At 39.1% G+C, this 20,890-nt stretch carries 20 protein-coding genes and 1 pseudogene; 13 read left to right on the top strand and 8 right to left on the bottom strand.

Features of this window, described 5'->3' with window-relative positions; all coding sequences use genetic code 11:
• The 5 genes from AC33VI_RS02160 to AC33VI_RS02140 all read left to right on the top strand — a co-directional run.
• Nucleotides 1-690 (top strand): ShlB/FhaC/HecB family hemolysin secretion/activation protein (locus tag AC33VI_RS02160; RefSeq protein WP_491780629.1); only part of this gene is annotated, 690 nt, incomplete at its 5' end.
• Between the two features lie 44 nt (nucleotides 691-734).
• Nucleotides 735-2,012, top strand: a complete 1,278-nt coding sequence (gene hisS / locus AC33VI_RS02155) for a histidine--tRNA ligase (protein ID WP_491780628.1) — start codon at nucleotides 735-737, stop codon at nucleotides 2,010-2,012.
• A gap of 151 nt (nucleotides 2,013-2,163) precedes the next feature.
• Nucleotides 2,164-2,931, top strand: coding sequence for an HAD family hydrolase (locus AC33VI_RS02150; protein WP_491780627.1), 768 nt, complete (start codon nucleotides 2,164-2,166; stop codon nucleotides 2,929-2,931).
• 194 nt (nucleotides 2,932-3,125) lie between these two features.
• Entirely contained in the window at nucleotides 3,126-4,412 is a 1,287-nt protein-coding gene (locus AC33VI_RS02145; RefSeq protein ID WP_491780626.1) for a dihydrolipoamide acetyltransferase family protein, read from the top strand.
• 164 nt (nucleotides 4,413-4,576) lie between these two features.
• On the top strand, nucleotides 4,577-4,999 hold the full coding sequence (locus AC33VI_RS02140; RefSeq protein ID WP_491780625.1) for a hypothetical protein: 423 nt from the start codon (nucleotides 4,577-4,579) through the stop codon (nucleotides 4,997-4,999).
• Between the two features lie 14 nt (nucleotides 5,000-5,013).
• On the opposite strand, the gene AC33VI_RS02135 is transcribed toward AC33VI_RS02140, so the two are convergent.
• The 5 genes from AC33VI_RS02135 to AC33VI_RS02115 form a co-directional block, all read right to left on the bottom strand.
• Nucleotides 5,014-5,304, bottom strand: coding sequence for a DUF2288 domain-containing protein (locus tag AC33VI_RS02135; protein ID WP_491780624.1), 291 nt, complete (start codon nucleotides 5,302-5,304; stop codon nucleotides 5,014-5,016).
• Nucleotides 5,305-5,340: 36 nt separating this feature from the next.
• Entirely contained in the window at nucleotides 5,341-5,889 is a 549-nt protein-coding gene (locus tag AC33VI_RS02130) for a DUF924 family protein (protein WP_491780623.1), read from the bottom strand.
• Nucleotides 5,890-5,973: 84 nt separating this feature from the next.
• Nucleotides 5,974-8,073 carry a bifunctional arginine dihydrolase/ornithine cyclodeaminase gene (argZ, locus tag AC33VI_RS02125; RefSeq protein ID WP_491780622.1) on the bottom strand — a complete coding sequence of 700 codons (2,100 nt, stop codon included), beginning with the start codon at nucleotides 8,071-8,073 and terminating at the stop codon, nucleotides 5,974-5,976.
• A gap of 57 nt (nucleotides 8,074-8,130) precedes the next feature.
• Nucleotides 8,131-8,856 carry a class I SAM-dependent methyltransferase gene (locus tag AC33VI_RS02120; RefSeq protein ID WP_491780621.1) on the bottom strand — a complete coding sequence of 242 codons (726 nt, stop codon included), beginning with the start codon at nucleotides 8,854-8,856 and terminating at the stop codon, nucleotides 8,131-8,133.
• Between the two features lie 329 nt (nucleotides 8,857-9,185).
• Nucleotides 9,186-10,523, bottom strand: coding sequence for a TMEM143 family protein (locus AC33VI_RS02115; protein ID WP_491780620.1), 1,338 nt, complete (start codon nucleotides 10,521-10,523; stop codon nucleotides 9,186-9,188).
• Nucleotides 10,524-10,623: 100 nt separating this feature from the next.
• Between AC33VI_RS02115 and ribD the strand changes: the two genes are divergently transcribed.
• The 5 genes from ribD to AC33VI_RS02090 all read left to right on the top strand — a co-directional run bounded on the left by ribD (nucleotide 10,624) and on the right by AC33VI_RS02090 (nucleotide 13,713).
• Nucleotides 10,624-11,733, top strand: a complete 1,110-nt coding sequence (ribD, locus tag AC33VI_RS02110) for a bifunctional diaminohydroxyphosphoribosylaminopyrimidine deaminase/5-amino-6-(5-phosphoribosylamino)uracil reductase RibD (protein WP_491780619.1) — start codon at nucleotides 10,624-10,626, stop codon at nucleotides 11,731-11,733.
• Nucleotides 11,734-11,769: 36 nt separating this feature from the next.
• Nucleotides 11,770-12,054 (top strand): hypothetical protein, encoded by a 285-nt coding sequence (locus AC33VI_RS02105; protein WP_491780618.1) that lies wholly within the window; start codon nucleotides 11,770-11,772, stop codon nucleotides 12,052-12,054.
• A gap of 168 nt (nucleotides 12,055-12,222) precedes the next feature.
• On the top strand, nucleotides 12,223-12,756 hold the full coding sequence (locus AC33VI_RS02100) for a hypothetical protein (RefSeq protein WP_491780617.1): 534 nt from the start codon (nucleotides 12,223-12,225) through the stop codon (nucleotides 12,754-12,756).
• A 50-nt stretch (nucleotides 12,757-12,806) separates the two neighbouring features.
• Complete coding sequence (locus tag AC33VI_RS02095; RefSeq protein ID WP_491780616.1) at nucleotides 12,807-12,971, top strand: hypothetical protein; 165 nt, start codon at nucleotides 12,807-12,809, stop codon at nucleotides 12,969-12,971.
• Nucleotides 12,934-13,713 carry a class I SAM-dependent methyltransferase gene (locus tag AC33VI_RS02090; RefSeq protein ID WP_491780615.1) on the top strand — a complete coding sequence of 260 codons (780 nt, stop codon included), beginning with the start codon at nucleotides 12,934-12,936 and terminating at the stop codon, nucleotides 13,711-13,713. Before AC33VI_RS02095 ends, AC33VI_RS02090 begins: the two co-directional genes overlap by 38 nt.
• Nucleotides 13,714-13,828: 115 nt before the next feature.
• On the opposite strand, the gene AC33VI_RS02085 is transcribed toward AC33VI_RS02090, so the two are convergent.
• The 3 genes from AC33VI_RS02085 to AC33VI_RS02075 all read right to left on the bottom strand — a co-directional run bounded on the left by AC33VI_RS02085 (nucleotide 13,829) and on the right by AC33VI_RS02075 (nucleotide 16,330).
• Nucleotides 13,829-14,080, bottom strand: a complete 252-nt coding sequence (locus tag AC33VI_RS02085; RefSeq protein WP_491780614.1) for a hypothetical protein — start codon at nucleotides 14,078-14,080, stop codon at nucleotides 13,829-13,831.
• A gap of 96 nt (nucleotides 14,081-14,176) precedes the next feature.
• Nucleotides 14,177-15,361, bottom strand: coding sequence for a sensor histidine kinase (locus AC33VI_RS02080; RefSeq protein ID WP_491780613.1), 1,185 nt, complete (start codon nucleotides 15,359-15,361; stop codon nucleotides 14,177-14,179).
• 249 nt (nucleotides 15,362-15,610) lie between these two features.
• Nucleotides 15,611-16,330, bottom strand: coding sequence for a WD40/YVTN/BNR-like repeat-containing protein (locus AC33VI_RS02075; protein ID WP_491780612.1), 720 nt, complete (start codon nucleotides 16,328-16,330; stop codon nucleotides 15,611-15,613).
• A 355-nt stretch (nucleotides 16,331-16,685) separates the two neighbouring features.
• On the opposite strand from AC33VI_RS02075, the gene AC33VI_RS02070 reads away from it, so the two are divergent.
• The 3 genes and pseudogenes from AC33VI_RS02070 to AC33VI_RS02060 form a co-directional block, all read left to right on the top strand.
• Entirely contained in the window at nucleotides 16,686-16,844 is a 159-nt protein-coding gene (locus AC33VI_RS02070) for a LysM peptidoglycan-binding domain-containing protein (protein WP_491780611.1), read from the top strand.
• A gap of 75 nt (nucleotides 16,845-16,919) precedes the next feature.
• Nucleotides 16,920-20,510, top strand: a complete 3,591-nt coding sequence (locus AC33VI_RS02065) for a glycosyl hydrolase family 18 protein (RefSeq protein WP_491780610.1) — start codon at nucleotides 16,920-16,922, stop codon at nucleotides 20,508-20,510.
• Between the two features lie 32 nt (nucleotides 20,511-20,542).
• Nucleotides 20,543-20,890: pseudogene (locus AC33VI_RS02060) on the top strand (hypothetical protein); the annotation flags it as partial.

Below are 20,890 nucleotides of genomic sequence, written 5' to 3'. Positions count from 1 at the left end.
GGCTTTAACTACCATCAAAGTCAATTTACCTTAATGGATCTTGGTTTTCCAGATTTAGCTAGAGGTTTGGACGATAGGGGAGAAAATGCTACTTCGACTTTGATTTTTTCCCAAGAATTTAGCAATCGCACTACAACTAGAGTAATCGCTGCTGCTTCTCAGTTTTCCATCGGCATCAATGCCTTCGACTCTACTATTAATGCAGACGCACCTGACAGCCAGTATTTCATCTGGCGGGGATTTACTAATTATCGTCAAATTGTAGCGGAAAATAGCATCCTCAATTTAAAAGGCATTATGCAATTTTCTAACGATGCTCTCTATACTCACGAACAGTTTCTAGTTGGAGGTGTAAATACCGTTCGAGGCTACACCAGAGACGCTGCGAGAGGAGATAATGGCATCCTCGCTTCTTTGGAGTTAAACCAGACAGTTTTACAAGTTCCAGACTGGAATTTGAGTTTAATACTCAGCCCTTTTTTCGATTTTGGTCGGGTTTGGAACTCCGACGATTTCCCTACCAGAGTCAATACTCTCGCATCTTTAGGCATTGCAACCGAGATGGCGATCGACGATAAGATAAATTTGAGCCTTGCTATAGGAATTCCCCTATTTGATGATAAATTACCAGAAGGAAATTCTTTGCAGGAAAAAGGAATTCATTTTTCTTTGAGCGTAAAACCTTTTTAAGATGAAATCCCCGTGAGGCGGATAATAATTTGATAACTAACTAGATGATTCAAGCATTACGAGGAACTCAGGATATATTGCCAGAGGAAATAGGCTACTGGCAAGCGATCGAAGCCAAAGTCAAAGAAATCTTAGGACGGGCGGTATATCGAGAAATTCGCGCCCCTATTTTCGAGCAAACCGCATTATTCGAGCGCGGTATCGGCGAAGCTACCGACGTAGTAGGCAAAGAAATGTACACCTTCCAAAGCAAAGGTGGCAGCAAATCAATCACCCTGCGCCCAGAAGGTACTGCGGGGATAGTACGGGCTTATATTCAAAACAAACTCCACGCCCAAGGAGGAGTTCAGCGGCTTTGGTATACTGGTCCCATGTTTCGTTACGAGCGTCCTCAAGCTGGTCGTCAAAGACAGTTTCATCAAGTTGGTTTAGAATTAATCGGTTGTGGCGCACCCCGCGCAGATGCGGAAGTTATTGCTTTAGCTATTGATATTTTAAAAGCTTTGGGATTGAATGATCTTCAGTTAGATATTAATTCCGTAGGTAACAAAAGCGATCGCACTAAGTATAGAGAAGCCCTAGTTAATTATCTCGAACCTTATAAAGGCGATTTGGATGCCGACTCCCAAGACCGCTTGACTCGCAATCCGTTGCGGATATTAGATAGTAAAGACCCCAAAACCCAAGAAATTGCCCAAAATGCCCCCAAAATTATCGATAATCTGAGCTTAGAGTCGAAAAAACACTTCGATACTGCGTTAAACTTACTTTCCGATTTGGGTATTGAATATCAAATCAATCACTGTTTGGTAAGAGGGTTAGACTACTATACCCACACTGCTTTTGAAATCAAATCCGATAACTTAGGTTCTCAAGCTACCGTCTGTGGTGGTGGACGTTATGATGGTCTGGTATCAGAATTAGGAGGACCCGAAACCCAAGCAGTAGGCTGGGCAATGGGTATGGAAAGACTGGTGATCCTGCTCAAACAACTAGGCTCAAATCCCGTCAAAAATCCCGACCTATATATCGTATCTCGTGGTGCAGCAGCAGAAGCTCAAAGCTTGTTATTAGCTCAGAAATTGCGTCAAGCTGGCTTGGGTATCGAATTAGACCTTAGCGGTAGTGCTTTTGGCAAACAATTTAAAAGAGCCGATCGCAGTGGTGCTGTGGCTTGCTTGGTATTAGGCGATGCCGAAGCCGAAAATAACACCGTTAACCTCAAATGGCTGGCTTCGGGAGAACAACAAGCGATCGCCCAAAGTGATTTGCTGGCTACTGTTGATGAGCTTAAAAGCAAGATATCCAGTATGAAAGACTAGGTGACTGGAAGACTGGGTGACTGGGCGACTGGGTGACTAGGGGACAGTGAGAAGTAAGAAGTAAGAAGTAAAAACTAATAACTAAAAGCTGATAGCTGATAGCTGATAGCTAACAAATTGCAACGAAACTCATTCACATTAGGCGTGGTAAATGATAAATGTTCTGGCTTTAGATTTTGATGGTGTAATTTGCGATGGTTTGATTGAATATTTTGCCAGCACCAAGCGTGCTTACGAGAATATTTGGTCGTCAGAAACTATCGACGATAATCTCGCCCCTAGTTTTTATAAACTGCGTCCTGTAATTGAAACTGGCTGGGAAATGCCAATCCTGTTGCGGGCGTTAGTTTTGGGTATTGAAGAAGCGGAGATTTTACAAGATTGGAAGGGTATTTCCCTCAAGTTATTAGAGTCGGAAGGTTTAGTAAAGCAAAATGTAGTGCAACAGTTGGATGGAGTTAGGGATAACTGGATTCAAAATAGTTTAAATGATTGGTTGGCATTACATCGTTTTTATCCTGGGGTAATCGATCGCCTGGAACAAATTATTACTTCGGAAATAGAGTTTTATATAGTGACTACTAAAGAAGGAAGGTTTGTTAAACAGCTATTAGAACAACAGGGAGTGGATCTTCCCCGAGAAAAAATTATCGGCAAAGAAAGCAAACGTCCCAAATACGAAACCCTGAGAATTATTCGCGATCGCCATAACCTAAACTCAAGTTCTACAATTTTCTTTGTGGAAGATCGCCTTAAAGCTCTACAACAAGTAGCCCAACAGCCCGATTTAGATTGCGTCAGTTTGTTTTTAGCTGACTGGGGTTATAACTTAGAACCAGATAGAGCGATCGCCAGCCAAGATTCCCGAATCAAACTACTATCTCTCGATCGCTTTGCCGATAATTTCCAAAATTGGTAAACACATACCTCTGACCCCAATCAGTAATCTTAATTCGTGGGTATAGGTCTAATGAGCCTCCGACGATAAATGTTATCATTTTAGATTGTAATCAGCGCAGCAATATCGCTCTGAAATAAGGAAATACTATTCTAATAATTTCCTTCGATTTTTGATTATCAGTAACTTACTAAAAGAAAACAAGATTGCATACCATGATTCACGATATATTTATGCCCGCCCTAAGTTCCACTATGGAAACAGGAAAAATTGTCGAGTGGACAAAATCTGCTGGGGACAAAATCGAAAAAGGAGAAACGGTTTTAGTAGTGGAGTCGGACAAAGCCGACATGGATGTAGAATCCTTTAACGAAGGCTATCTGGCAGTTATTATGGTCGAAGCAGGAGACGAAGCTCCTGTAGGTAGTGCGATCGGACTCATCGCCGAAACTGAGGCAGAAATTGAAGAAGCTAAAAAACAAGCAGCATCCCACCAGCAAGGCGGAAGTCAAACCACAGAAACTGCTGCGCCCGCAGCTACCCCCGCTCCTGTTGCTGCCACAGCCACGGCTACTGCAACCAAAACTATAAATAGTAATGGATCTGGCAGAATTGTTGCCTCTCCCAGAGCGAAAAAATTAGCCAAACAATTTAACGTAGATTTAAAAACTCTTCAAGGTAGTGGCCCTTACGGACGTATTACTGCTAGTGACGTAGAAAAAGCATCGGGTAAAACTCCAACTATTACACCTCCTACTCCTGTAACTACTGCACCTCCTGTAACTGCTACACCTCCTACTCCTGTAGTTGTACCTGCCAGCGTCACTCCTGGAGAAACTGTACCTCTCAACACTCTACAAAAAGCAGTGGTACAAAACATGATGGCAAGTTTGCAAGTGCCTATTTTCCACGTTGCTTATACGATGAACACCGACGCTCTAGATAAGCTTTACCAGCAAATCAAACCTAAAGGGGTAACGATGACGGCTTTATTAGCAAAAGCGATCGCAGTTACTTTGAAAAATCATCCTGTCGTTAACGCTAGTTATGCTGCCGATGCCATTAGCTATAACTCGGAAATTAATATTGCTGTAGCGGTAGCTATGCCCGATGGTGGTTTAATTACTCCTGTATTGCGTAATGCAGATGCCATGGATATTTATTCCCTATCTCGTACTTGGAAAGATTTAGTCGCTCGTGCTAGAGCAAAACAACTCAAACCAGAAGAATATAGTACTGGGACTTTTACCCTATCTAACTTAGGAATGTTTGGCGTAGACAACTTTGATGCGATTCTACCCCCAGGACAAGGTTCTATCTTAGCTGTTGGTGGTTCTAAACCTCAATTGGTTGCCGATGATTCGGGCATGATGGGAGTCAAACGACAAATGAAAGTTAATATTACTTCCGACCACCGTATTATTTATGGCGCACAAGCAGCAGCTTTCCTCAAAGATTTGGCTACTTTGATTGAAACTAATCCTCAATCTCTAACTCTTTAACAATAGGGCTCGATTTGTGTTTGACTTAATTTAAAGATAAGCGTTAAGCTTTCTAAAATTTTTCAGGGTGAGGTATTATCTTGCCCTAATTTATTAAGTATGTAATTAAGTTTACATAGACTATTTGTAGCTTATGTAGCAATAGCCAATTTATAATCCCAGACATGAATCGATTTCTTTATGAAAAGTCCGTAGCCTATCAAGAATGCTTGATAATTCCCTTTGTATCTGGCTGTATTGATGGAGATGATATTTATTCCTATAGTTTACTTTCCGAACAAGGCTATACCAGCCAACTGCACCAAGCACAAAACCCCGCCCAATCATATTCTTCTAAACTACCTAAGATTATTAAAATCGCCCAAGAGCATTTAGATAGTCAGTTTATTTTAGAAGGGTCTGACTATTTTCGTCAGCGTTATACTTACCGCAATAACTTAATCATTTTGCATGAAGAAGGGGGTAAATGTTTTTATGATTGCTATCCCCCCAAAAAATTACTTAATATTGCTGCGCCAAAAATATTTAAGAGCCAAAATGAATGTATTGAATGGATTAAAATGAGCTTTCAACGCGATCGCATTTGAGCGGCTGGAAAAAATTAATTAGATTCTTGAACCACTACAAAGGGTTGTACGATTAAAGCCGTAAACTGTTTTTGGGGCAAATCATTCCAGGTACTCAATTGCTCTGCGGTTGGCTTGGCAATAGAGTTATTAGCGATCCAATTTTGTACGGAATTAGTATCATCTTGAGCGATCGCGACTGCCACTTCAGATAAATCTAAACCCGACTCCACAACAATCACTGCATCTCTTTTGGCGTGGGGTAACAAGTCTTGCCAAGAGATATCGGCAATATCTTTACTGAGTTTTTCCTTTAAATCGGGCATTTGATTATCTATTTATTAAACTTTGAGTATTTTAGCTTAAAAACTAGACCCAGGTTGAGTTAAAAACTCTTCTTCTGCGGGGGTCGATTTGCGTCCTATGATTTGGTTGCGGTGGGGAAAACGACCAAAGCGAGCGATAATTTCTTGATGTTTACGAGCGAATTTGAGGTTGTTTTCTCTGCCTAACTTGCTAAATATTTCCACACTCAAAGCTTGGTCGTCTCTACTTTCAGAGTGCATTAAAGGCATATATAAAAATACCTGCTGTTCCTCTGTCAAACTAGTTTGATAGTTACGATCTAGGGCATATTTAGTTAATGCGATCGCCATATCGTCAGTCCCAAAAGCTTGAGGTGTTTGACGATACATATTGCGGGGAAATTGATCCAGAATAATAACTAGTGCCAAAGTAGAAAGAGAACTATCCCGCCATTTGTCTAACTCACCTGTTTTTGCCCGAAGATATACTGCTTCAAAACGCTCTTTAATTTGGCGATCAAATTCTTCGCTTTTTTTAAACCAAAGTGGTTTGACTTGCGGATCGAACCAAAAGTCTATTACATCTGAAAATTGATATTCGTTCATAGGATTGTTCGGTCGATAAAAATAGGGCTAGGAGTTAGCAATTAATTAACTACTAACCACTGACTACTAACCACTAACTATTAACTACCCTTGATAGGGACTAGTTAACTTATTCAATTGATTTACCAATAAACTGAGGAATAAGCCCACATCAGTTACAACACCAACCGACTCTACCGAACCGCGATCGCTTAATTTAGTGACTACCGCAGGATTGATATCGACACAGACCATTTTAACTCCCGCAGGGGTCATGTTACCTACACCAATGGAATGCAACATAGTAGATAGCATTAGAATCATATCCGTACCTTCTAGAAGTTGGGCGTATTCTTCTTGAGCTTTAATCAAATCCATTTGGGTATCGGGCAAAGGACCATCATCGCGAATCGAACCAGCTAGGGCAAAGGGAACGTTATGCTTGACGCATTCATACATAATACCTTTAGTCACTACTCCCGCTTCCACTGCTTTAGCAATGCTACCGTAACGGCGTACGGTGTTAATTACCTTGAGATGGTGTCGATGTCCGCCTCTGACGGGAGTTCCTTTTTGCATATCTACCCCCAAAGAAGTTCCCATCAAAGATTGTTCGATATCGTGAACGGCGATCGCATTACCTCCTAATAAACCCTGGATGTATCCACCCCGCACCAAACTAGAAAGATGCTGTCCCCCTCCCGTGTGAATTACCACAGGTCCTGCGGTGACTACAACTTTACCGCCGCGATCGCGAATTCGACGCAATTCCCAAGCAATTTGTTCTACAACTAATTCGACTCTTCTTTCGCTGGAGACTCCCGCACCCATAAAGCTGAATTCTTCTTTAACTTTTTCGCGATTGGCTTTTTTGCGAACGGTGCGAATGCCATCAACATCCACGACTACGCGATCGCCTTTACTTAAATCTCGTAAAATTTTACATTCGGCAGTTATTTCGCCACCGTTTTCTTTCACGACAATCGCCCCATCCATCCGTTGTTGTTGCACTCTAATCCAACGATCTTTAATTCTGATTTCCGTAGGATAGATGTTAGTGACGTAAAAGTCATCGGGCGCTACACCATCTAGTTCGCAGGTTTCTAAAACCGCATTTTTGCCATCATCTTGGGGAATAATCGAGCCAATTTCAATTAGCTGGCTGACAATTTCTTCCATCACTTCGTGATCTGGGGCAGAAACTCTGACTTCGGCTTTAGAAGTGCTTTGTCTTTCTATACCCAAATCGAAGTTGAGTACTTTAAAACTACCGCCATTATCGACCACTAAATCTAAAGAACGGTTCATGAGCCCCGCGTCTAATAGATGTCCTTCCATGTTAATGATGCGGCTTTCGATGGGGTTGTTGGCATGAACGTCGGGCAGAACTGGCTCGTTAATTCTGAGGGTCAAGCATTTAGCTGCCCCACCTGCTTTGAGGAATTCTGTTAAAGGAGTTTCGATGACTTCAAATCCGCAATCGCTCAATTTTTGTTTGAGAGGGGTGCTGGCTTTATTCATCACGACTTTATTGCCTACATTAACTGTATTGCAAGCAAAATTAATCGCATCGGCTTCGGCGATCGCAATTCTCTTCTCTTCAGGGACTCTTTTTTCGATGATGTGGTTGGAATAGGAGTCAAAAGCCGCAGGATAGTAGAGTAAATAGCCCCCAGTCAGAGGACAAAAACAAGTATCCAAATGATAAAAGCGATCGTCGATCAAACGTAGAGATAGTACTTCAATATCCAGCCATTTTGCTAAATAGGGATGGGAATCTAATTCCGAACGAAAACCATAACCAGCCCACAACCAACGTCCTTCTCGATCTAGTAGAGCATCGCCCGCCCCCTCAAAAGGTAGATCTTGAGGCAATTCAAAAACGTTAAAACCGTTATCTTCAAACCATTTTTTGAAATGGGGTTCTTCTCCCTGACGTTCGGGATGGTAAAAACGACTCAAAACCGCATTATCTCCCAATACTAAACCAGCATTAGCGGTAAATACCATATCGGGTACGCCTGGTTGTCCTTGGACTAGATCTACCTTAGCGATGTCGTTGAGAACAAAATGCAATTTTGACCATTGTTCTGCTGCTTTGTCTTGAGAAGATTTATGAATATTTCCTTCCATCCAAGGATTAATTACATAGTCTACATCGTAGTGATCGGGGGCGCACATCAAAATACGGATTGGTTCAGTCATAGTTGGGTAATGGGTAATGGGTAATGGGTAATGGGTAATGGGTAATCGGGTTAAAATTTAGTTGCCAATGTATTTAGCCATCCAGCCGCCAAACAGAAAACCATTATAAAATCTGCTGACGCGATCGAATCCAGCAATGTTTAGCAATTGGATGATTCTAGCCTCAGTAATAAAAAATATAGAGTTATTAATAGATGCTTCAAATTCTCGTTCGGCTTTAATTTTAGCGACTTCATCTAATTGACTAAAATAGAAAGTTTTCCAAGCTGTTCTCAATCGAGCAAAATCTGCAGTCGAGCCGTCGCCATAAAGATCCGCTAGAATAAAATCTGCTCCTGGTTTTAAGTGTTGGGCAATATTTTTCAGTAGCTCTAGCTTAGAACCATCATCGGGAAGAAAGTGCATGACCAATATTAATGTCGCTGCATCCATTAGCTTGGTATTGGCAAGAGTGTTGATATAGCCTGTATGTAGACTTACTCTATTTAACAATCCTCGATCGCTCAATTCTTGTTTAGCTACAGCCATCATCGCCTCTGAAGGATCGACTCCTGTTAGCAACCATTGAGGATATTCTTGACAGTAATTAATCAGTTCCATTCCCGTACCCGAGCCCACGACTAGCAAGTTAGCTGTGGCGGGTAAATTAGTTGCGAGTATACTTTGCGCCATGTAATGCAAAGCTTCGTAACCAGGAATTGCTTTTCTAATATCTAGATCGTATCCATCGGCGCGATCGCGATCGAAGTTAATTTTTCGATCTGCTTTCATTTTATTTAGCATTGATCATTGAACATTAATCTCAATTATTTAGAGATACTTTATTTGCTGATTTTATGGCTTAATAATATTACTATGAAAATCGACTCACTCAATGATATTTTTGGTAATTATGAGCATTAATCAATGTTATAGAAACCTGACATTTATTTTAAATAATAACAAATTGTGTTTTAAAAAGTAAATCTTGAGTATTTATGACTATTAATGATTGCTACTATAGAATTTATCTAATTGCTGTGATACAGACAATCAACCATTAACCATTAACCATTAACCATTAACCAAAACCGAGGTCTTGACTGTACTGCATTAAAATGAGAACTGCTAGATTAATATTGAAACAGATTATCCCAAACATAATCGATTGTACATTTAGCTTGTTTTAGAGGTAATACTTGACAGTAATTGTTACGTAGGTCTTTTTGTAGCAAGGCTATTTGTTTGGTAGCGTAAGTACTATCTTCGCTGTGGCGAATTTCTCCTTTGATTGCTGCCAAATTATCGAGGGTTTTATCAATATCAAAATCTATTTTCGTATTAAAACGGTCTTCCATCCAGGCTTCAATGCGATCGTCTAGTTGGGCTGGAGTCAAAGGGCGATCGCTGGTTAAAAGATGATAGTAAACTAAAATAATTTCTTTGCATTCCTCTTCTTCTGCCGCATCAATAATATATTGAAACACGCCACTATTGTTGGCAATATTACGATAGAAAAGAGTCTCGGTAACGCTTTTTTGAAATTTGATTTGTTTGTTTTTATAAGTGTTATATTGCTTGAAAGCAAAGCCCCCCATTGTAATTGTCAAAGATAAAATTGCTATAATTAGGGGAGTAATATTTCTGACATCTTCTTCATTAACTTCTAATTCGGCGATCGGTTGATGCCCTAAAGTCAAATAAATTAATACGCCGACAACTAAAATTAACTGAGGAACAATTCTTAAAGTTAAAGGAATTGCCGCACCGATCGCAGGAACGCCAAATAAAATTCGATCTTTCCAATTCATGGTCATTTTGACATTAGGAAAGATAAATTCTAGATCTAGCTTGGACAAATTTTTATACAAATAGACGTAGGTTTTTCCTGGCTTAAATTTTAGTTCTTCATTTTTGACTGGTTTATCTTTAAAATGTCTTTCTTCTTTAAATTTAATTAGTAAGACTACACGATGGTAAACTTCAATTTCTTTTTCTACTGTCTTAAAAAACCATTTTTTGAAAGTAACTTTATCTAAAGAATCTCCACGACAGTAACAAACAACCCGTTCAAAATCATTGAAATCTACTTCAGTTTCTAGATCGAAAACAGATCCTTCTTCTAATGCTTTGTCTAAAGTTTGTTGAGATATAGGATAGTAATTAGCTCTCTCTAATATAGAAGTAAAAGTATCAATTAATTCATTTTCTTGCTCTAATAAATCAATATTCGTGTCTAAATTTTTCCTAGCATTAGATAAATCTAAATCAGGATTAAAAGGAACAAAATTAGTTTTGAGAACTTCTAAAGAACGATGTAGTTTAAAATGATAATAAGCAGATAATATATTGCAAAAATCGCGAAAATCTTGCTCCTCACCCACAGAAATTTTGCCATCTTTAATACATAATTCAATAATTTCTTGACGACTATAGGGAATAAATGCCTCTCGATTTTGATACACTGCCATTAGATCGCTGCTAGTTGAAAGTATGGTATTGATTGTTATTAGCTTTTAATAAATTCAGTATCAAAGAAAAATAATATCAATTAATAGTATTAATAAAATTATGGAAAATAAACAGACCAAATCAGATTTTGATGTCTTAATGATGCAGCGGTGTTTGGAATTAGCCCGACAAGCCGCAGGAAAAACTAGTCCGAACCCCCTAGTGGGATCGGTTGTGGTCAAAGATGGCAAAATTATCGGCGAAGGCTTTCATCCTGGTGTCGGACAACCCCACGCAGAAGTATTTGCTCTCCAAGACGCGGGAGAAGCAGCCCAGGGAGCGACAGTATATGTCAACCTAGAACCTTGCAATCATTATGGCAGAACTCCTCCCTGTTCGGAAGGCTTAATTAAGGCAAAAGTTGCCAAGGTGGTGGCAGGAATGGTAGATCCCGATCCTAGAGTTGCGGGAGGAGGAATCGATCGCTTGAGAAAAGCAGGCATAGAAGTAGTAGTGGGGGTAGAAGAACCAGCTTGTCGCCAACTGAACGAGGCTTTTATTCATCGTATTACTAAAAAACAGCCCTTTGGCATTCTCAAATATGCCATGACTCTAGATGGCAAGATTGCCACAACTACTGGACATAGTGCTTGGGTGACGGGAAAAGCTTCGCGTCATTTAGTGCATCAAGTAAGAAGTGTTTGCGATGCCATAATCATTGGTGGGAATACAGTACGCAAGGATAATCCCCATTTAACCACTCATAATTTAACACAACACAATCCTCTGCGAATAGTGATGAGTCGCAGTATGGATTTACCAGAAGAATGCAATCTATGGCAAACAGATATCGCTCCTACGACGATCTTTACCGAGGCGAATAGCAATCCTTCATTACAAGAAAAACTCGCCTCTAAAGGTGTAACAATAATCAACCTTCCTACAGTAACCCCCAAACTAGTAATGGAACATCTTTATCAATTAGATTTATCTAAAATCTTGTGGGAATGTGGCGGTACTTTAGCTGCTCGTGCGATTGCCGATGGTACAATTCAAAAAGTGATGGCATTTATCGCTCCCAAAATTATCGGTGGAAAATCTGCACCTTCTCCCGTCGGCAATTTAAACTTGAGTCAAATGACAGATGCTCTGCAACTAAATGAAATCGCCCTGATGGCGATCGATTCGGATATCTTAATTGAAGGATATTTATCACAGCAAGAAAAATAATTTTCTATAACCAAAAAATATTGGGAGTAAAAAATAATGTTATTACAAATTAATTATCTAGTTCGTTCCAAACAAGATGGAAAATTTTTAGTAGCGCGCGTACCTCAAGCAGGTGGCAACGAAGCTAGTTATTTACTAGTTTTTCAACATGATTATGATGCTCTAACCTATATCAATACTCACGGCAAAGAATTTAGCGATCGCCTAACTGTAGAAACTGCATCTCCCACGCAACTTAAAAGTCTCATGTTACGTTGGGATTATTCTGGCTTTGGTATGGTTAAAGATCCTTTAGTCCCAGATATTCAATTCTTTGCTTAAATTGCCAGTTTTAGTTATGTTAATGTACCTATAGAAACTACAGAGTTGCGATCGATAAATATAGCAATTTAATTAGAGCGATTGTAAATATCTCCGTGATTTTACTGAGGTAATAACATCTAAAAGCTGAATACAATTAATGTAATATAAAAAAATACATTAATAAAAATGCTTGTAAGTAAAACTCAATTTTTAGGTAAAATTGCTATAGTCTCTGGGATTATTTTGGTAGTTAGTAGCTTTTATGAAAGTAGTACAAATTCTGGAGTATTCTCTACATCAAAAGTGATGGCTGCGGAATTTACTCATAACTTGGCAAATAACTCTAAGACAATCTCCTCAACACAAGAAATAAAATCTATTGAAAGTTTACTTCAAGAAAACATCAAAGCCTATCAACAAGAAGATATTCAAGGTGTAATGAATACCATGCACCCCAGCGCACCTGGAAACTTAGAGGTCAAACAAATAAGCGAATATGCCTTTGAATATTACGACATCAACTACGAACAAAATAGTTTTGAAGTTATTAGCTTGTCTAATTCCGATGCAGTAGTCAGAATTACCCAAACAGCAAGAACGATTGAGAGTTCCGATTTTAAAAATAATCGCACCACTTCTCTACAGACTCTAAAAAAATATAACGGTCAATGGAAATTTTTTGGTTTTATAGGAGTAGAAAATGTTGAATATTTAAACTAAGTTATTAGTTATTAAACCCCGTCCAGTTTTCAAACTGGACAAGCCGCATCTTGTATTTAACTTATCATATTTGCTATGAATCCAAACAAGATTTGATTGATGCGGTAATTGATTTTCAGCATCAAATTAATTTTCAACCTCTTGTTATTAGCGATCGCCTTTGGGTCAAAAAACATCTTGAACCCGAAGAAGAAAAACTACGCTTTTCAAAGTAGATGGGGTTTATTTAACTTAGCCAAACGCCAAGCGCGATCGATGATGATAAAATGGGCGGAGTCGATCGGCGTTGATTGGCACAAAGAAGTAAAACAGTTACGTTCTCGTGGAGGCGAACTAGATTTCGCTCCTGCTTGGGAAGAAGAACTAAAACAAATTCAAAATCCCAATCTTATCTATCCTGAATATTACCTCCAGCCATTTCACGCCTACGAAACAGGAAACCTAAGTTGGCAAGCTGCAACGGAAGTAGAAGTGGCTGCTAAGGCGGTTCATTCCAAACTGTGGTCAGAACCTAGTGCCGAAAGCACGATGAGATTACGAGATAATTTTATCGCTGCCATTAGCGATCGCCTGTCTACCCCTCCGCAAAAGGTTCTCGACCTGGGCTGTAGTGTTGGTATTAGTACTTTTAGCTTACAAAAAGCTTATCCCCAAGCCCAAATTACAGGAGTAGATCTATCACCTTACTTTCTGGCGATCGCGAACTACAAAGCTCAACAGCAATTAAATTCCTCTAAATCAATCCAATGGTTGCATTCTGCTGCTGAATCTACAGGCTTGCCAGATAACTCTTGCGATCTAGTAACAGCCTTCTTGTTATTCCACGAACTACCACGCACGGCTGCGATAGAAATTATTAAAGAAGCAAAACGAGTCTTGCGCCCTGGCGGTTATCTGGCAATTATGGATTCCAATCCTCAAGCGGAAGGATATCGCAAAATGCCTTCTTATGTGTAGTGTGGGCATTGCCCACGCTACAAATTAATTTTGATTTGATAGGCAATAGATTATCTTTAAAATAATATTTGACTTAGTTTTGTATTTCGCTATCTCTACAGTATTTTCGATATATTTAGCGATCGCGTTTATTGCAATAACAATCAAAATTTATAATTCCATATTCTGCTGCATCCGTTGGCAACTTTCCTGTGCCGTGACACTTTGAACAATTTGGATCTGGTATTTTGTAATCTTTAAATCCTCTTAACCAAACTATTCCTTCCTTCCCTTCTTCTATTTTATTGCCATTAAAATAAGGATTTTCTCGATATTTGCCTCCCCTTAAGGCACAATTTTTTCCATCTTCGTAAATTTCTGAATACATATAGTGAAATTTTTGGCTTTATTTCTTGTGAGAAGTATTAAATATTTTCCCTTTACCCTTTAACCAACTTCTACAGATTAATCAGTTTCTTAGTATTTAATTATTCGGTATTCTGACTTCAATACAACAACCTTTCCCAGTCGAAGTTGTTAAGTTAAATTGCCCGTTAACGCTGGTGACTCTTTCTTGCATTCCCTTTAGTCCAAAACCTTTACGCTTTTGTTTGGGATTAAAACCTTTACCATTGTCTTCGATGGTTAATTCTATGGCTTCGGGAGTGGGTACGAGTTGAATTTTAACTTCTGTAGCTTCGGCGTATTTAAAGACATTGGTGAGGGATTCTTGAACGATGCGATAGATGGTTTTGGCTATCTGTTTGCTGACTGGATTGCAGCTACTAATGCTGGTACATACAAAAATCCCCGTACCTCGACGAAAGTCATCAATTAGGGTTTCTAGTCTAGTTTCCAAAGGGATTTCTTCCTTGTTATCTTCTCGCAGGGTACTAATCGATTTGCGTACCTCCAGCATTGCCGTTTTGCCTAAAGAATGTGCTTGAGTAAGAAAGGAATGTGCTTGTGCCGGTTCTCTATCCCAGAGTTTGACTGCTGTTTGCATCTGGATGTTCAAACTAGTCAAAGCATGACCGAGGGAATCGTGAATATCGCGAGCGATACGGTTTCTTTCTTGGACTGTGGCTAATTCTTCAATTTTTTGAGAATATTCTTTTAGCTGTTCGTTGGCTTCGGCTAACTTTTGACGAATTTGTCGTTCGACAAGTATTTTGTTAGTTAGTTGTAAAACAAAAAAGATCCCCAAGCCAAATACTAAAGTTTCTGCAACCAAGTGCATCATAAAGTGAACTTGCTGTTCGGACTCAGTTGGTAAAGCCCGTAGGGTATATTTATATTGGTCGCCTAAAAATAGTAAAAAGACTACTCCCGTTACAATCCAGCGTCCCAAGGATTTAAACAGAAAGCAACTCCGCATCACGACGATCAGATACAAGGTAGGCAAGATATGGAGATAGCCTAAAACCGTACCGTAGAAAATAAGACCAATTTCGATAATAGTATAAATAACTTTGACGATAGTTTTGCCACTAGGTAGCACTAAACCCATTAAACCTAAAATTAATAGAATAGCCATGTGACGCACGGGAATAGTGTGACCTCGAAACGCTTCTACTACAGCTAGAGATCCGCAACTAGCAAGCATTACCCACTCGGTAATTAGCAAGAAGCGGAAGGGGTTGGGTAGAAATTTGATAGAAGAAATCATTTGATTGAACACTAAGCAGTTAACATTTATCTTTAAATGCCGAATATCTTTTATTTAACTGTGAAATGTAGTCTGCTTGCTACTAATGCCAGGAATTTATCACTTTAGTAGCGATCGCCATTTTTTGGGGGAGACTAAAGTATTAAGAATATATACTTAATAAAAGGGCATAAATTAGAAGGTATATATTTCTGTCAAATTTTTTGACCGTGCAGACATTCCCGATGGAAAAAGTACCAACACAAAAATCTAGAGATATTTGTCAAAGGTCTCGTTAATTGTAGAAATACAAATCTCGTTATTTTTTTGCCTAACCATCCAGATATTTTTTTCCTTCCAGTTAAAATTAATTGCATCAAAATACCAAGGAGGAACAGAAGTGATTTCTTGCCAACTTTTACCCCTATCTTGAGTTTGTAAAAAGCAAATTAACGGCTCTTGGGTGTAGCCTTGAGCAATTACAACTCCCTCATGCTGATTGCGAAAGCGAATGCCTTTAGCAAAATTAGTCGTTAAACTGCCTTTAGATCTGAGTAACCCCTCAACTGCCGTGGATTTTTGCCAATTTTCCCCAGTATCTTGACTAGAATACATAGTAGTAAAAGTTCCTTCAATTTGCCATTGGGTAACAAACCAAATATCCGTAATTTTTTTTCCCCAATTTTCTACTAGAAAAACTAATTCATCAAGCATAATAGAGCCACTATCCTCGTTAAAAGTTACCTGCCAATTTTCTCCACCGTCAACTGTTTTTAAAACGAATCCTCTGGTAGCTGCCAAGGGCATAAAATCGGGGGTATGTGATTGTTCGATGTTAACAAAAGCTAAAGCTGTTTCTTTATTAAAACCAATAACTTCTAACTCGGCAATTCGCTTGTATTTTAGTTGGTCTGAATTAAGATATTTGCATAAAGTACCTTTAAAGCTTTGTGCGATCGCATCTTGTTTTTGTTGAGTTGAGAAGGTCATAATATTTTCTCCTAATTAGATTTTAGTTTGGCGAAGTTATCTCTAGCTTATTTGTGTTTATTTCCCAGCAAACTTAGTTTTATACAAACCATAAACTCGATCGACTTTGCTGGAACAAAATGTACTCTCATTAAAATAAAAGTATTTTCTAATTACAAGTACTAAATCAATTTTTATTACTTTAGTCCTGTTTTATATATCGCCAATCAACTTTGGTTTTAGGTAAAGATGCTTAATGTCAACTCAAAGTCAGATGTAATTTCTTACTTTAGTTTAAAAAAACAATTAACACTTTTTTCGGATGTTAAATTGAACTGTTTTTTTTAAGATTCAATTAGTTTCACAAAAAATAAAAATGGTATCAAAAAAACGAAATTATCATGTCGTTTGCCAAGGAGATACTCTATGGATTATTGCTCAAAAATATGGAGTAAGTGTAGAGCTTTTATATGCTTTAAATCCTAGAATTGACGCTAAAAAGCTTTGGATCGGACAAAAGATTAATCTTCCTTAGATAACAGAGAAAATCTTAGATTTCTAGCGATCGCTAAGAAAAAAATCAGGTAACTTAACTAAACAGGAGAAAAAAATGGCTTATAAAATGATTGGTTATTTTGAGAGTTGGGCGCAATATCGTGGAGAAGGCTGGGATTTTAAGCCAGAACAAATCGATCCCAATTTATACACCCATATTAATTATGCTTTTGCTGATTTTGGCTTTATTTCTCAAGCTTTTGAAGGAGGCCCAAAATTAACAGGCGATTATAAACTACAACCCCACGAAGCAAACGATTTTGAATTATATCGTGACCTGCAAAAGTTAAAGAAAAAAAATCCCAATCTGAAAACTCTACTTTCCATTGGTGGTTGGAACTTTAACGATCCGAGTTCTGGATATTCGGGCAAATGGACTCACCCATTATTCAGTAGGATGGCAGCCTCAGCAGCTAACAGAAAAGAATTTATTGACTCTGCCATTGACTTTGCCGAAGGACATGGCTTTGATGGAGTCGATCTTGATTGGGAATACCCTGGAGATAGCCGTCAAGGAGGGAATATCGACGGTGCAGATGACTTTGGTAATTTTTTAACCTTGTTAAGAGAATTTCGTCAGGCAATTAACGGCAAAAACTTCTTACTTACCATTGCAGCACCAGCCATCGTCACCACAGGCGTACCAGACAACTCACCCTATAAAGATAAAAAGAAATATTTTGAATGGTTGGGCAGTGCTGCGACTTACCTCGATTGGCTCAATATTATGGCTTATGACTATCACGGGCATTTCGACAAGCAAACAGGGGTACTTGCACCTTTACTAGAAGATTCCTTTCCTGACGGACAATATAATGTCAAAAATACCGTAGAAGCTTATTTAAAATTAGCTCGAATTCCCGCAGAAAAACTGGTTTTAGGCATGGGAACTTACGGGCGAAGTTTTACCGTTACTAATGACCTAAGAGAAGAAGATAACGGCCCTAATAAATACGCTACAGCTGGATCGGCAGGAGGCGCGACTAGAGAGCCAGGATTCTTAGCCTATTACGAAATCGAGCAACGTCTTGCTAGTAAACAGCTTAAGCGAGTATGGCATGATTGCACCCATACCCCCTATGCCTACAGTATTGCTAATAAGCAATGGGTAAGTTACGAGGATGAAGAATCTTTAGCTTATAAAACTAGCTATTTAATCCGCGAAGGTTTAGGAGGAGCAATGGTTTGGGCGATCTCTCAAGACGATTTTAAAAATGGCTTTCCTCTACAAAGAAAAATTCGCTCGATGTTAAATAAACCCGAAACTAAACCAGAAATTGTTTGGCAAGAATGTTCCTACGGGGCAACTCCTTGGATTCCTGACGCTCAAGAAATTGAGAATGCTTATTTCCCTGGAATTGCAGTCAACGAGAAAGGTACGGTAGTACAGGCTTATATCAATACCGAAGGCTCGGAAGCTTTATACGTGCGAGTAGGCAAACACACAGATGAAGGTGTATTGTGGGCGCAAGGTGGCAAAGTAGCCGATGAAGCAAGCGGACACGGACATACTCAGTCAGTTTATCGTAATACCTCCATTGCTATTAACCAAAACAATTATGTGGTAGTTGTTTTTACGGGAGCAGAAAAAGGTGACGAAGATGACAATTGGCAGTTATTCTACCGCGTGGGACGAGTAGAAGCTCATAGCGTTAATTGGCTTTCTTCCGTGAAGGAATATGGCAGTGGTGTAAACCCTGATATTGCTTTATCTGACGATAATACTTTTCTGGGAGTTCATCAAGGAGGAACTAAAACCAGCTCGGCTTTTCGCTATTACCGATTAGGTAAAATTAGCGGTGGCAGTCTTAAATTATCTGCGAGTCAGCGATTTAAAGATTCTGGGGGAGAAGATGACCTGGGCGAATTTCCTGCCATCGCCCTGACTACTATCTCATCGGGTCAAGAAATTGCTGTCGAAGTTCATACCAGTCAAGGTAATTCTAATGAGTTGTGGTATCAATTGGGCATCATTAAAGGCTCTGACGATATTAGCTGGGGTACGAGTATTTCTCAAGGAGATAGTGGCGAATCCTCTGCGGTAGCTTTGACGCAAGATGGTTATGTGGTAGAAATTCACGAATCTGTAGGTAATAATAGCCTGTGGTATAAAGTAGGTAAATTAAACACATCTGGCACTTTGAGTCTTAATTGGCTTACTAGCCAAGCCCACAGATTTGGTAATGGCATTCAACCCTCTTTAGGTTTAGCAGGAAATCGGGATAATTATATTCTGGTAGAAACTAATAAAGGAGATTTTTCAGGAGATTTTGAAGATAATCGCATTTTAGCCAGGGCGAGTATTCCTTTAGTTACTGCCTTTGTGGGCGAGCTTTCTTTTGTGGATAGTGTGGGTATCGATTTAGAAAGTCACGGTATCGAACTCAATCCCGAAACCGATGAATGGGAGCGAGTAGTTTTAACAATTCCCCCTAGCAGTCGAGAACAGCTTTGGGAAGAATTTAAAATATCGATTATGTGGATTCCGATTTTACCCGATCTCGTTTCTTTAATTGATAACTCGATTAAATGCGATGGCGGCGAAGAAGGTGCTTGTCGAGATGTAGGCATTGATGTAGCTTTTTTAGCGATCGAAGTTATTCCCATTACTAAAATTGTTAAAGCACCAGCTAAGGCAATCATGGGAGTTTTAAAAAGTATTGGCGAATTAACTAAAAAACTTCCCCTCAGTAAAATTATTGACACTTTGAAAAAAAGAGATATGGGGGTAATAGGCGATTGGTTTAAACGTCATCCAGATAGATTAAAACAAATTAATAACAGTCGCGATCTAGGTGACTTATTTCCATGTCTTCGTCGTCCTCGGAATTCTTTGTTTTTAGTACAAAATATGACAATTGAAGCGCGAGATAATCTAAGAATTTTGGATAACTTGGATAACCAAAAGCTTGGGATATCGATAAACCAAAACCAGGATTCAGCACCCGATTATACTTTAGATATCAGACCAATTTTGGATTTGCGTCCCAATAAACAATTCTCAGAAGAATATGATGCCCTAATCAAGAAGATTCGCGAAAAATACTTAGAATTAAACGCTCCTCCATATGAACCTATATACGTACATTTTACCAATGCCGATAAACCACCGCTAGTCACAAAGATAAACATGGAGAATCTTTATCTAGTAGGAAGTGGTAAAAGTATTGCAGAATGCAATGCCAACACAAGACCTGGAGATAGTCTAAGATATCCAGGTACTCTTCAGAGTGTAGATTTTGGCAACCTCGCAGGAGCTATACCTGAGTTACAGAAGGGAAATTTGAATCAAGGAAAAGCTCTAACCCAGAGTGGTGTAAAATTCGCTTTTGCGATTAGTGAAGCTGTACGTTTTGGCGTGGTAAGCAAGTCATTCAGTCGCTACTTCAAGACAGGAAAATGGGAGAAAAAAAAACAGATAGAAATCGGTCGCTTCGCATTTGTAAAAAATTGGAGTTCAATGAGCAAACAAGCTCATCCCGATCGCCAAACGAGATGGATGGTGGGAATGGGAGATGACGCAAGTTTAGGTGGCGACAATCAAGGCTTGAAAGACCATCTTGTCTGCGAAAGACACTATCTTAAGTTTAGACCAAATACCAGTATAGGCATTGCTGTATCTAGCTTTCAGTCTGTTGTTGACTAAAAAATTCCCTAAACTCAATCAGGAGAAAACTAATGTCTGAAAATATTTTTGAAACAATTAAAATCTGTACTCCCATACCACCAGATTTATCTGAGCAAGCCTACAGAATAGCCGTAGATGAAAATCCTAATAATCTCATTCCCGATTTCGCTCCTGCTATGCTATCTGCTAAACAAGATCGCAAAATTAGACTAGCTTTGGTTAGTAAAAAGAAATGGTCGCTGGGTCGAACTTTGCGGATACGTTTTTTAGATGGCGATCCCGTAGTACAAAGAAAAATAGTAGCCTACGCCCAACAGTGGACTGAATTTGCCAACATTAAATTAGACTTTGGTTCAGATCCTAATGCTGAAATCCGTATCTCCTTTAGAGACTCAGGT

This window comes from Waterburya sp. (genome assembly GCF_058530065.1).
Note: the sequence above shows the minus strand (reverse complement) of the source record. Positions and strands in the feature narration are given on the sequence as shown.